Consider the following 13072-nt stretch of genomic DNA (forward strand, 5'->3'; position numbering starts at 1 on the left):
GGAAACGCGCAGTTGTTTCGTTTGACACGGCGCGATCTTTTTTTGAAGCAGGAGTGGACTCTTCCGTCCTCGACTGTTTCAAAAAAAGTGGAGCAAGTCCGTCAAACGGAATACATCAGCGTTTCCATAACACGCCGCAAAGGCATCTGAAAAAGTACATAGAACGCCAGCCGCACTGGGCAGGCGCGCCCCGTGGTCATAGCACCGCTACCGCAAACGCCGGAAGGCGCTCAAGCGGGCGTTACGCGGGCTTTCGCTCTTTGCCGGACAGGCATTCGCAATTGGGCCCGCACTTTATGACAAATTTCAGGCGCAGCTCGTAGAGTATGCCTTCAAGCAGCTTTCGTTCCTGGTCGTCAAGGTTGTTCTGCGTTTTGTCGTGCAGCATCTCAAGCACGTCGATGCTGTGCTTGGCCAGGGGCAGATCGACCTCCGTGGCTCCGGTGTCAGGGCTGGGAACTTCACCCAGGTGCACCAGCGCTGATGAGGCCAGCGAAAGAATAAAGGTAGAAAACGTCACTTCAGGCATGGGCCCGGATGAGCATCCACAGGGTTTCTGGCTCATGGTGACCTCGTGGCGCGCTGCGCCCGGCTTGGCAGGCGCGGCAAGTAGCGCCGTGGTACTCGGTTGGGGGCAAATTCCAGGGCGATTTCACTTTGAAACGGCTCTGGCGGCATGCGCGTACGCGCGCCGTGGCGGCGATGACGCGGGTTTCCGCGCTGACAGCGCCTCACGGCGTACCGCACCTTCTATACCTGTACATACATCTGAGAATGCGCATTCTCAAGGGTAATCTGTTCCAGAGCATTTTAACTTTGAAAAAAGGTAAATGCTCTAACGCTGCACGAATGTGCAGCGCGCCACAATGTGGCGTGGTTTCAGCCGAAAATCGCATTTTTTGGCTGAATGAAACCTTTGAAATATGAAGCATTTCAAAGGTAATCTGCCCTGGGGAGGCACTGAATAAAAAGCCTTCTGGAAACGCGCTGGTATTTCCTTTGGCAAGGCGCGATCTTTTTTTGAAACAGTCGGGGACGGAAAAGTCCACTCCTGTTTCAAAAAAAGTGAAGCAAGTCCGCCAAGGGAAATAAATCAGCGTTCCCTAGACAGTGTAGGCACGAGATGAATTTTCAGTCATATCAAGGAGAACAAGCCTTTTATGTATGGAGCGTACTCTGATGGTACTCGACCGGAATAAAAGGCGAAGTTCGACGGAGAGATGCCTGAAAAGGCGCTCGTGACGACACTGTCTAGCTGTTGTACACCAGGGACAAGGGCTCGCCCGGTTCTCCCGCCAGCGCGGCCCTGTATGCGGCCAGCCCCTGTTCCAGATAGTCGCGCGAGCCGCAGTACCCGCCCACGGCGCACAGGCAGTCGTTGAGGGCATAAATTCCCGCCACCACATCGGCCCAGTCCACCCAGCCCATATGCCCGACGCGGGCCATACGCCCCTTGAAGTGATCCTGCCCGCCAGCCATGGACACGCCGTGCTTTTCCTGCGCCATGCGCAGAACCTCGACGCCGTCGACGCCGTCGGGCAGCAGCACGCTGGTAATGCCCCAGGCAAAGTGTTCCTTGGCAAAAAGTTCCAGACCCATGGCCGTAAGGCTGGCGCGGGTCAGCATGGTCAGCGCCCACTGCTTGGCGTACAGGGCCTTGAGGCCGTTTTCCAGCAGCATGTCCAGGCTTTCCTTGAGCCCAAGGATAAGCCCCACGGGCGAGGTAAAGAGGGTCTGCCCTTTGTGGACGTATTCCCGCTCTTTTATCAGATTGAAGTAAAAGCAGCCCGGAGTCAGCTTTTCAGCGCAGGCCCAGGCCCGCTCGGACAGGGCAAGCAGGGCCAGGCCGGGTGGCAGCATGAGGCCTTTTTGCGAACCCGTGAGCAGGCAGTCCACGCCCCATTCATCCATGGGGCAGGGGGAAAGGCCCACCGCAGAGATGCCGTCCACCAGCAGCAGGGCCTGGCTGTCGCGCGTGATGCGGGCCACTTCTTCCACCGGGTGCAAAACGCCCGTGGACGTTTCGGAAAGCTGTATGAGCACGCCTGCAATGGACGGATCGGCGTTAAGGGCGGCTTGCACGGCCTCAGCCGTGACCACCTCGCCCCAGGGCACGATGATGGATTGTACCTCAAGGCCGTGCGAAATGGCGATTTCGCGCCAGCGCTGACCAAATTTGCCGCCTTCGACCACCAGAACCTTCTGGCCGGGGGCAAAAAGGTTGTACACGGCGGCCGTCATGGCTCCCGTGCCGGAACAGGACAGGGGCAGCACCGTGCTGGTGGTGCCGAAAAGCGTCTTGAGGCCGACCTGCACCTGCGCCATGATTTCTTTGAATTCACCCTTGCGGTGGTGGATCATATCCCTGGCCAGAACAAGGCGCACGCGCTCCGGCAGAGGCGTGGGGCCGGGGGTGAGCAGGCGAAACTTGTTGAGCATGTGGCTGTTCCTCGTGGTTTACGCGCCGTATGATGCGTGTTCCTGTTGCGCCGTAGATATACGGTTGCCGTTCCGTCCGTCGGAGTGCGACAGCATGAAGTATTGCAGGTCAGCAGTTTGCGCCCGCGAGCCTCCGGCGTCAAGCCTTTGCGGCGTATGCGCAAGGCGGCCCGCCGTGTTTTTCGGTGGGCTTGCCGGGTTGCTGGCCAGGCCGTCGGCATGACCGCTGGCCAGGCCGCCAGTATGGTTGCTGCCCGTAGCCTGCCGGATTGCCTGGCAGGTTGCCAGCACGGGGACTGCCGGGTCGCAGCCGGGTCGCAGTCAGGTCGCAGCCAGGTCGCCAGTGTGGTAGCCGCCACCTGACCAGCCGGGTTGTCAGCCATGTCGCCAGCCGGACGCAGAGCGCGTCCGGAGCGCCTGCCCAGCTGTTTTGCCGTGTAACCGGGAGCCTCGTTACGCAAAACCTTTATTATTGCTGCTGTTGCTGCTGCGCGTTCATGGCCCGTATGGCCTCAAACGTCAGGCGCAGCGTTTCCATCTGCTCCACCAGGGCATGATCCCCGGGGCTGCCTGATATGGTAAACAGCATGCCGGGATTGTCCAGCACGGCAATGAGGTCAAGCACAAGCACCGTGCGCCCGGGAGTGGTCTTGATGTCAAGGCTGCCGGGTCTGGCGGCAAAGGCTTGCAGGTTTTGGCGTATGACCGCGTTCTGCGGGGTGTCCCTGATGCTGGGCAAAGCGGCGAGGGCTTGAATGGTGGCCGCTGCCTGCGGCACGTTCGGAAAAAGGTTCAGCCCCGTCCATGCGAGAGCGCCGTCATCCTTGTAGCTCAGCGTGAAATCACTGAAGCTCTGGGTGAAAAGTTCCTCGGCCATGCGGGGGCCGGGTTTGTCGTTCATGTTCAGCGAGCAGGCAACCTGACCCAGACCCGGCATGCGTACGTCGGCTGTTTTATGGCTGACAGTGCCCGTGGTGCGGGATTCAAAGACCATATCCATGTTCAGGGGGGGCAGGGTCATGCCCAGCACCGTGTGAAGCAGACCGGAAGAAGCGGTAAGGCCGACGATGGTGCTTTTGGTGTGCGTGGGCGCGTTTGAGAACCATTCAAACTGGGTTTCCTTGACCTGCACGGAGCTTGTATCCACGGCAAAGGTCATGTCGGTGGCCTGAAATTTGCGCAGCAGGGGCGGATCATAATTAAGCATGGTTTCCATGAGCGGGATCAGCTGCTCCTGGGTTTGCTCTGCTTCAGGATTTTCACTGAGGGACACAAGCTGGCGCATCATGTCCTCTTCAGGCAGGGCTATTCCTTCCTGAAGCATGCGGCCGACGGCCATGGTCTGCGCCCCGCCTATACGGACTTCCATATTATCAATGGCAAGGCTTGCTATGGAGCGTCCCTTCCAGCCGGACATGCGCATTTCCTTGAAACTCACCCTGACGGAGCCGTTGGCGTCGATGATGTCCGCGCTGACAAAGTGGGCGCTGGTAGTGTCCGCCCCCATCTCGTAGGTGGCGGTGATCATGTCGATGGGCTCGTGCCCTTCAAGGGCCTGACCGATGACAAAGGGCGTGGCGCGGATGACGTCCATCTCCTCACGTTGCACCAGGACGCGGCTGTAGGGTGTGGTCATGGCGATATTGCGCACCACCACATTTTCAGCAATGTCCATAGGCTCATTACCTTTAAGGATCATGATCCGCAGGGGCGTGAGGGCCAGCAGCATGCGCAGGGGCAGCCGAAAAGAGATTTCAGAGGCAAGCCAGGTTTCCGGCCCGTTGGCCTGCTCGCCACGCAACGCCAGCCCACGGATGAAAATTTCGCGCGTAAAGGGCGAGAATTCCACCTGATCGACCGAAGCGGCATAGGGCTTGCCCTGGGGACTGCGGGACAGGTTGCTGAGCCCATTGAGAACCTGCTCCTGTATGGTGGAGCGCAGCCCGAACCCCAGAGCGGTCAGGCCGCCAGCGACCAGAATGGTCAGTATGATCAATGTCTTCAGCAGTTTTTTCATGAGGAGGGTTTTCCTTTATGTGATGGCTGGCGGACGGTTAAGCCGCGCCAGCCCTGGCGACTTTTTGCGGGTTTTTTGTCAGTCCACCCGTTGATGGCAACCCAGGCTTGTGGGGTTGCGCATGGCTGCCTGGGTGATGGCGTAGGCCGTCTGCGAACCGTGAAAAAGGTCCACCAGACGGCGGGAAATGCGTGTATGCTTGTAAAAGTCATGTATATGGCGCACAAGGTCGCGCATGTCTTCAAAAGCCCGGCGCAGGCGGGCTTCAGTGCGCGAAATGCCCACGTAGTTCCACATGGTGTTGCGGATATTGGCCCAGTCCTGCGCCACCAGGGCCGGGTCGTCGCGCCGCTCGTCGCCTTCATGCAGCCAGTCGGGGATGGAGGCGGCGAGACTTTTGGAAAGGCCGCTCTCGCTGTTCAGGCGGCGGGACAGGTCATTGCCGCAACTGACGCCCCACACAAGGGCCTCAAGCAGGGACGTGCTGGCAAGGCGGTTGGCCCCGTGCAGGCCCGTGCAGGCGCATTCGCCAATGGCGTAAAGGCCGCGCATGGACGTGCGTCCGCGTATATCCGTGAGGACGCCGCCGCAGAAATAGTGGGCGGCTGGCACCACGGGGATGGGTTCGCGGCGGATGTCGATGCCCGCTTCAAGGCATTTCTGGAACACGGTGGGAAAGCGCGTGGGCAAATCCTGCTGCACGCCGCTTACGTCCAGAAAGAGGCAGGGCGCGCCGTTGTGCAGCATTTCGTCCATCATGGCTTGCGACACCACGTCACGCGGGGCGAGATCCGCGCGTGGATCGTAGTCTTTCATGAAGGGCTGCCCTTTGTGATTGAGCAGGCGCGCGCCTTCGCCGCGCATGGCCTCGGTGATGAGGGAGCGGCGGGTGCTGCGCTCTTCATACAGGGCAGTGGGGTGAAACTGCATGAATTCCAGATTGGCCAGCGACACGCCGGCGCGAAAAGCCATGGACACGCCCGTGCCCACGCAACCGGCCGCGTTGGTGGAATGCAAAAAAACCTGCCCCACGCCGCCTGTGGCAAGCACTGTCCAGTCGGCCAGGATGGTTTCGGGCTCGCCGCTGTCCTCGTTGAGCACATAGGCTCCCAGGCAGCGGTTATCGACCTCGTAGCGCAGTTGCGATTTTTTGGCGTGGTGGTGACTTGTCAGAAGGTCGATGGCGGCGCGGCGGTGCAGCCGGGTGATGCGGGGATGCGCCATGACCTGGGCCGTCAGGCCGTCCATCATGGCGCGGCCGGAATAGTCGCGGCAGTGCAGGATGCGGGGGGCGGAGTGCCCGCCTTCGCGCGTGAGGTTGAAGCTGCCGTCGTCATTGCGGTCAAAGGGAACCTTGGAGCGCTCAATGAGCACGCTGTCGACGCATGCGGGACCCTGGCTGCACAAAAAGCGCACGGCTTTTTCATAGTTGTAATTATGGCCTGCGATCAGGATGTCTTGTTCCAGGGCCAGGGCATCGCCCTGAAGCCCGGCCTTTTGTTTGACAGGGCTGCTGGCGGTGTCGGCATCTGCGTCCGCAGGGGCATCGGCGCGGTAGATGATACCCCCTTGCGCCAGTTCGGAATTGCCGTCGGCCAGTTGGGCTCCGGCATTGATGAGAAGCACTTCATAACCGGCGTCGGCCAGGGTAAGGGCGGCGGTGCATCCGGCAATGCCCGAACCGATGATCAATACGGGCACATGACGGCGACTGGCATTCACTGGGCAAACCTCACAGGCCGCAAGCTTCAAGCATGCGGGTTAATGAAAGACGGGCGGGGGGGCAAAGTTGCGCCTCAATCTCCAGAGGGGTGGCTTTTTGTGAAACAATTTCAGTCAGTATATTCCAAAGCTTCTTTTCCGTCACCTTGGCCATGTTGCCGCAAATGGCGTGACCAAGGGGAATAATGCGGCACTGGCCCTCAAAACGGTCGGCCAGGCGGTGAACAAGGTTGTTCTCTGTGCCCACGATAAGGGTGGAGCCAGGCGCTTCGGCAGCCACGCGGGCCGCGTCCTTGATGAGAAAGGATGTGGAACCCGCGCCGTCGCAGACAGCGATGACCTCTTCGCGGCATTCGGGATGCGCAATGACGCGACAGCCGGGGTAAGCGGCGCGCATTTCGCGCACATCGTCAGGGTCAAAGCGGGCGTGGATGGCGCAGCAGCCCGGCCAGAGCAGGAGTTTTCTGTCCAGGGCCTGTGTTTCCGGCTCGACCAGCCCCTTGGAACCGATGCGCAGCACATGGCGGTCTTGCGGCGGTATGCCAAGGGCCGTGGCCGTATTGTTGCCCAGATGTCTGTCGGGCAGAAAGAGTACGCCGTCTCCCTGTTTCATGGCCCATTGCAGCATGACGCCCGCGTTGGCCGAAGTGCAGACCGCGCCGCCGTACTCGCCCACAACGGCCTTGAGGGCCAGGTCTGTGTTGACGTAGGCCAGGGGAATGATCTTGCGTCCGGCCGCGTGGAGTTGCTCCAGAACCTTGCGGGCCAGAGGGGCGGGCGTCATTTGCGACATGAGGCAGTCCGCGTCCAGGCTGGGCAGATAGACGGACTGCCCCGGCTTGGCCAGGAGCGCGGCGGATTCGCCCATAAAATAAACACCGCAAAAAACGATAAAATCCGCGTCAATCTGGGGCACACGCCGGGCCAGCTCCAGCGAATCGCCCGTGATGTCGCAGTGCTGCACCACGGCGTCATTCTGGTAGTGGTGGCCCATGATGCAGAGTTTGTCGCCCAATTGTCGCTTGATAGCCTGAATTTCGGCACTGATATTTTGCATGTTCTTTTTCCTGCGCTGAAAAGATGCGGCCCTGAGCGGCCTCAGGCCGGCAGCAGCGTCATGCTGAAGTCCGCCGCCACTGCGGAGTGGGTAAGCCGCCCCACGGAGATGAAGTCTGGCCTGCGGGGGGCTGTAAGAGCGAGCGCGCGGATATTTTCAAGGCGAACGCCGCCGCTCACCTCGGTTTCAATAGCCGCCGGGACCAGGGCCAGGGCCTCGCTCAGGAGCGGGCCTTCCATATTGTCCATCATAATGCGGTCGGCGCGCGCCGCTATGGCTTCGCGCACATGTTCAAGGGTGCGGCACTCAACCTCGATGGGCGGACAGGGAGTGTAGCGGGCGCGCAGGGTGGCCACTGCCGCCGTGATGGAGCCTGCGGCGTCAATATGGTTGTCCTTGAGCATGAGCATCTCCGCAAGGTTTTTGCGGTGATTGCAGGCTCCGCCCGCCTGGACGGCGTATTTTTCAGGCCAGCGCATGCCGGGAGTGGTCTTGCGGGTGTCGAGCAGGCGCACGCCCGTGCCTTCAAGCTCGCGCACGTAGCGGGCCGTAAGGTTGGCTATGCCAGAAAGATGGGTTATAAAGTTGAGGATGACGCGCTCGGCCTTGAGCATGGCCACGGCAGGGGCCGAGATGCGGGCCACCACGGTCATGGCTGGCACAGAGGCTGCCTCGGCGGCCAGCGCCTGCCATCTGAAGGGTGAGCCCAGACTGCGGAACACCGGGCCGATGACGGGTAGACCCACCACCAGGGTGTCCTGTTTGGCGCGTATGGCTGCGTTCAGATACGCGTCGGGGGCAAAAAGGCCCATGGCGGTCAGTTCGGGGCCGTCTTCTTCCAGGGCGAGGTCTATACATTGTTGGAGAAGCCGCTGTCCTTCAGGTGAAAAAAAAGCGGCCCAGGGCGTATACATTGCGCTTGTCCCCATTTCTTACGCATGCTAATTGAGAGGGCGCCCGATGTGGCCAGACGCCACGCGCGGCGTGTTGGCCCTCACACGGCGGAATGCGCCGATGTGCGGGTGTTTTGAAGTAGATAGAATGCCCAGTGCGTCGCGTCAAGCCGCGTGAACCTCGAGAGCATTTTCACATATGCGCCATTCCCTCTGTGAGGCGCATTTTCCGGCATTATTGCTCCTTCGGGACGTATTTTTTTTGGATGAAAGGCGCGCCATGGCAGACTACAAAGATACACAACACATCAGGGCCCAGGAGGGCATTGGACAGGGTGACGCCTGTGGAGTCCAGGCTGCGGCTTCGCAGCCAGACCTGCAGAAGGGCCTGCAGCCGGACACGCTCTCAAGCTCCGCGCCCGCAAGCTCCGCGCCCGCAAATCCCGAGCCCGGCGACAGTGGCAGCGCCGCAGCCGTGAATACGGATGCCGACCGCGCGAAAAGCCGTACTGAAAACCGCGCGAAAAACCTTGCCAACGCCGGGATCGCTGCCAGCGCCGACGTCGCTGCGACGGCCCCTGAGCACGCCTCAACGCAGGACGAATCCGCCGGAAACGCCTCTTTCAGCGATGACGCCTACGACTCCGATTATGCGGAGCAGGAGTTTATCCACCCGGCCGACATGGCCGATCATCTGGAAAATCTCAGCCTTGAAAAGCAGGTGAGCACGCTTGCCAGCATGTCCAAGGAAGATGCCGCCGACGCCCTGGCCGAACTTGACGGCAATGTGGCCGTTGACGTGCTGGAAAATCTGGACACAGACGTTGCCGCCCAGATTATTGCCGAAATGTCCCCGGACGACGCCGCCGACGTGCTGGACGAACTGGACGAGGACCACCGCGACGCCCTGCTGGAAAAGCTGACCCGCGAAGACTCCGACGAATTGCGCAGCCTGCTCAATTTTGACCCGGATTCCGCGGGCGGGGCCATGAATACCGAGCTCATCCTGCTGGAATGCAACCAGACCGTGGATGAGGCCATAGCCCATATCCGTTCTGAAATGGCCGAAAAAGAAAGCCCCTATTACGGCTATGTGGTGGATTCGCACGAGGTGCTCGTGGGCGTGCTGTCCCTGCGTGACCTCATGCTGGCCCGCCCCGGCACCATTGTGGGCGACGCGGCGGCCGGGCAGAGCGTCATCAGCGTCACATTTGACACGGACAGGCGCGAGGTGGCCAGCCTGCTTTCGCACTACAACTTCATGGCCATGCCCGTTGTGGATAATGACGGGCACATCATGGGCGTCATCACCTATGACGACATCATGGACATCATGCATGAAGAGGCCAGCGCCGACATGCTGGGCATGGTGGGCGCCGACCCGGAAGAAAGCGTGGACACGCCCTGGAAAGAGAGTGTGCGAAAACGCCTGCCCTGGCTGTTTGTGAACATGTTCAACTCGGCCCTCTCGGCTTCGGTGGTGTACATGTTTGAAGGCAGCATAGCCGAAATGGCGGTGCTGGCCGTGCTCATGCCCATGGTGGCCAATCAGGCGGGCAATACGGGGCAGCAGGCCCTGGCCGTCATGATCCGCCAGTTGGCCACAGACCGCTTTGACCAGAAAAAAGCCTGGATGGCCGTTGTGCGCGAAGGCAAAATCGGCATTGTGACCGGTATTGTCATGGCTTTTACAGCCTTTGTGGGCGCGTGGATGTTCACGGGCGTGGCCGCCATTGGCGCTGTCATGGGCGGCGCGCTTATGTGCGACATGCTGCTTGGCGCTGTTTCCGGCGGTTCCATACCGCTTATTTTTCGTGCCCTTGGGCGTGATCCGGCGCACGCGTCCAGTATTTTTCTCACCACAATTACGGACGGAGCGGGCTTTTTTATTTTTCTCGGGCTGGCGTCGCTTTTTCTCTTATAAAGCATTTTATCCTTGATAAAGGGGACATGCCCAAGGCTGCACAAGAGCGCAGCGCGCCGCGCCGCAACGGGGCGTGGGTTCAGCCGAAAATCGTGTTTTTGGGCTGAACGACGATTGAAATGTGCAGCATTTCAAGGGTACTCTGGTCAGGCTCTGCATACCCTGAACCTCCCGTTTCAGGCCGCCGACCCCAAGAGGGCAGGCTGGCATGGGCCGTCGGGAGCGCCCGGACAGGCATATGACACAGACGCAAAGCGAAATCTGCCGCATCCTGCTGGTGGATGACCACAAACTGCTGATGGAGGGCGTGCGGAGCCTGCTTGCGCCCTACGCCCATCTGCGGGTTGTGGGCATGGCGCTTACCGGGGGGGAGGCAGTGGCCCTGGCCGCCTCCATGTCGCCGCACCTGATGGTGCTGGATCTCGGCATGCCCGGCATGAACGGCGTTGAAACAGGGCGCGCCGTGCTTGAGGTACGCCCCGGCACGCGCATTCTTGTCTACACGGGGCATGAGGATCAGCGCTGGCTGCCGGAACTTATAGACATCGGCATCATGGGCCACGTGCGTAAGTCCGAACCGCCGGGGGTGCTGTTGCGCGCCATCGAAAGCGTGCGCCAGGGCAACATCTTTTTGAGTTTTTCCGATCCTGGGGGGCGACTGGCGGCTCTGCTGCGCGCGCGCCGACAGGCCGTCGACGAAACGGGCGGCGAAGGGGGCAGCGACCTGAACGCGCTTTCACCCCGCGAAAAAGAAATATTCCGCCTTCTGGCAGACGGCTGGAGCGTCAAGGCCATTGCCGGTGATCTGCACATCAGCCCGAAAACGGTTGAAACCCACAAGTACAACCTGCTCACCAAACTTCAGGCCGGGTCCGTGGGGGATCTGGTCAAGATCGCCATCCGCCACGGTCTGCTCAAGGTCTGATCGTCTCCATTGCCGCCGCTGAGCCGGGCCATGAACCAGCCATGAGTCGGGGCATGAGCCGGGGCATGAGCCGGGCCATGAACCAGCCATGAGCCGGGCCATGGGGCCGGGCCGCCCCCCCTCCATTTTGCCGTTTACGCGAGAGTTCCTGGGCCCTATGCGCCCGCGCCAGCAGGAGGATGGTTTTCGCCTGGGGAAAATCCTTAGAACTTTCTTTCACAAATCAGGATTCTCCCGATGGTGCGCGCCCGTCCCTCATCCTAGTCTTGCCCTAACCGAAAAAACAAATGCGTCGGTCAAGGGCGCAAGGGGGAGACAATGGCCTGTGTTTTTCGTGAATGCTTCAAAAGAGGCGCAAGGGACTATGCGGCAAAGCTCGTGCTGTTGCCCGTCATGCTTTTTCTGTTATTAGCCGCGCCCCTGGCGGCCCTGGCCCAGAACGGGGATCAGACCCGGCCCGTGGCGCAGAGTTCGGCTCCCACTTCCGGTTCCGTTGGCGCCGTGACTGCCGCTCCCGCCGCGACCGCCACTTTTGTGGATGGATCGGCCCTTCTGGTGGCGTCGTCCACAGTGCAGGATTCCGGCCAGGCTCTGGAGCAGACTCCTGCGCAACCGGTTGACATGACCCCCATCGATAATCACCCCTGGTGGTTCTGGCCCCTTGCCCTGCTGGGCTTCTGCTTTATTCTCGGCATCATCGCCGTCATGGCCGGCGTTGGCGGCGGCGTGCTCTTTGTGCCGCTGGTCAGCGGCTTCTTTCCCTTTCATCTCGACTTCGTGCGCGGAGCGGGCCTGCTGGTCGCCCTGGCGGGCGCACTGGCAGCCGGTCCCGGTCTGCTGCGCCGCAATTTCGCCAACCTGCGTCTTGCCCTGCCCGTGGCGCTGATTGCTTCAGCCTGCGCCATCGTTGGGGCCATGCTGGGTCTGGCTTTGCCCACCAATGTCATCCAGACATGCCTTGGCGGCACCATTCTGGCCATTGCCGTGCTTCTGCTGCTTTCCAAAAACTCCGTGCGCCCCGTGGTGAACAAGCAGGACGCCATTGGTCTGGCCCTGGGAATGGACGGCGTTTTTCTTGAACCCAGCACAGGCGAAGTGGTGGAATGGAAAACCCACCGCACGCTGGCGGGTCTTCTGCTCTTTATCGTCATCGGCATCATGGCGGGCATGTTCGGCCTTGGAGCCGGGTGGGCCAACGTGCCTGTGCTGAACCTGCTCATGGGCGCGCCGCTCAAGGTGAGCGTGGGCACATCCAAGTTCCTTCTTTCCATCACAGACACCTCCGCCGCCTGGGTGTATCTCAATCAGGGCTGCGTTATTCCCCTTATGGCGATTCCCTCCATCGTGGGCCTCATGCTGGGTTCCGTGGTCGGTGTGCGCCTGCTTGCCGTGGCCAAGCCAAAGTTCATCCGCTACATGGTGATTTTTGTGCTTCTTTTCTCCGGCGTCAAAGCCCTCATGAAGGGCTTGGGCTGGTAGTTCCACGCCCGGACTGGACTTTTTGGGAGGATAGTATGAATACTGTGGATGTAAAAAACAACATCAAGGCATCACCGGCGCAGCTGCGTTACGCCGATACGCTGTTTTACGGTTCGCTCATTGGCTTTGTGACCATGCTGATCACGTACGCCCTCTATGTGTTCGGCGTGCTTGAACCGCAGATTCCCCTTGATGAAATGCCGCGACTTTGGACGCACAGCGCCGCCGCCTACCGTGCTGCGGGGAACATTCCCCAGGGTTGGGGCTGGCTTGCGCTCGTGGGCAAGGGGGATATATGCAACTTCCTGGGCATTGCCTTTCTTGCGGCCCTGACGATTTTCTGCTTTTTGCAGCTTGCCTGGAGCCTGGCCCAGCGTAAGCAGTGGCTCATGATGTGCATTGCCATTGCGGAAGTGCTGGTTCTGAGCCTGGCTGCGTCCGGCGTGTTGGTGGCAGGGGCGCACTAGCCTGCCCGCCAAGGTCTGCGCGGCAAAAACGCACGGCTTAAGGAAACGCTGATTTATTCGGTTTTGGCGGACTTGCTTCACTTTTTTTGAAACAGTCGAGGACGGAAGCGTCCACTCCTGCTCCAAAAAAAGATCGCGCCTTGCCAAAC

The 13072-nt window shown here is 60.5% G+C and carries 11 protein-coding genes; 4 read left to right on the forward strand and 7 right to left on the reverse strand.

Translation table 11 applies throughout. The features are described 5' to 3' along the window. Positions 1-241: 241 nt before the first annotated feature. The 7 genes from RBR41_RS00075 to nadC form a co-directional block, all read right to left on the reverse strand. Positions 242-565, reverse strand: coding sequence for a DUF1844 domain-containing protein (locus RBR41_RS00075; RefSeq protein WP_320350000.1), 324 nt, complete (start codon positions 563-565; stop codon positions 242-244). A gap of 686 nt (positions 566-1251) precedes the next feature. Beyond that, complete coding sequence (locus tag RBR41_RS00080; RefSeq protein WP_320350001.1) at positions 1252-2439, reverse strand: alanine--glyoxylate aminotransferase family protein; 1188 nt, start codon at positions 2437-2439, stop codon at positions 1252-1254. 18 nt (positions 2440-2457) lie between these two features. Then, on the reverse strand, positions 2458-2730 hold the full coding sequence (locus RBR41_RS00085; RefSeq protein ID WP_320350004.1) for a hypothetical protein: 273 nt from the start codon (positions 2728-2730) through the stop codon (positions 2458-2460). Positions 2731-2908: 178 nt separating this feature from the next. Next, positions 2909-4456, reverse strand: coding sequence for a hypothetical protein (locus RBR41_RS00090; RefSeq protein ID WP_320350005.1), 1548 nt, complete (start codon positions 4454-4456; stop codon positions 2909-2911). A 78-nt stretch (positions 4457-4534) separates the two neighbouring features. Further along, positions 4535-6178 (reverse strand): L-aspartate oxidase, encoded by a 1644-nt coding sequence (gene nadB / locus RBR41_RS00095; protein WP_320350007.1) that lies wholly within the window; start codon positions 6176-6178, stop codon positions 4535-4537. A gap of 10 nt (positions 6179-6188) precedes the next feature. Beyond that, on the reverse strand, positions 6189-7235 hold the full coding sequence (gene nadA / locus RBR41_RS00100) for a quinolinate synthase NadA (protein WP_320350008.1): 1047 nt from the start codon (positions 7233-7235) through the stop codon (positions 6189-6191). 41 nt (positions 7236-7276) lie between these two features. Next, positions 7277-8149, reverse strand: coding sequence for a carboxylating nicotinate-nucleotide diphosphorylase (gene nadC, locus RBR41_RS00105; protein WP_320350009.1), 873 nt, complete (start codon positions 8147-8149; stop codon positions 7277-7279). 259 nt (positions 8150-8408) lie between these two features. Between nadC and mgtE the strand changes: the two genes are divergently transcribed. From mgtE to RBR41_RS00125, 4 genes are all read left to right on the forward strand, one after another. Next, entirely contained in the window at positions 8409-10052 is a 1644-nt protein-coding gene (gene mgtE / locus RBR41_RS00110) for a magnesium transporter (protein WP_320350011.1), read from the forward strand. 238 nt (positions 10053-10290) lie between these two features. Then, complete coding sequence (locus RBR41_RS00115) at positions 10291-10977, forward strand: response regulator transcription factor (protein ID WP_320350012.1); 687 nt, start codon at positions 10291-10293, stop codon at positions 10975-10977. 318 nt (positions 10978-11295) lie between these two features. Beyond that, complete coding sequence (locus RBR41_RS00120) at positions 11296-12456, forward strand: sulfite exporter TauE/SafE family protein (RefSeq protein WP_320350014.1); 1161 nt, start codon at positions 11296-11298, stop codon at positions 12454-12456. 35 nt (positions 12457-12491) lie between these two features. Then, positions 12492-12923: a DUF1634 domain-containing protein gene (locus tag RBR41_RS00125; protein ID WP_320350015.1), complete on the forward strand. Its 432-nt coding sequence runs from the start codon at positions 12492-12494 to the stop codon at positions 12921-12923. Positions 12924-13072: the final 149 nt, after the last annotated feature.

The sequence above is a fragment of the Desulfovibrio sp. genome, assembly GCF_034006445.1.
Lineage (GTDB): Bacteria > Desulfobacterota > Desulfovibrionia > Desulfovibrionales > Desulfovibrionaceae > Desulfovibrio.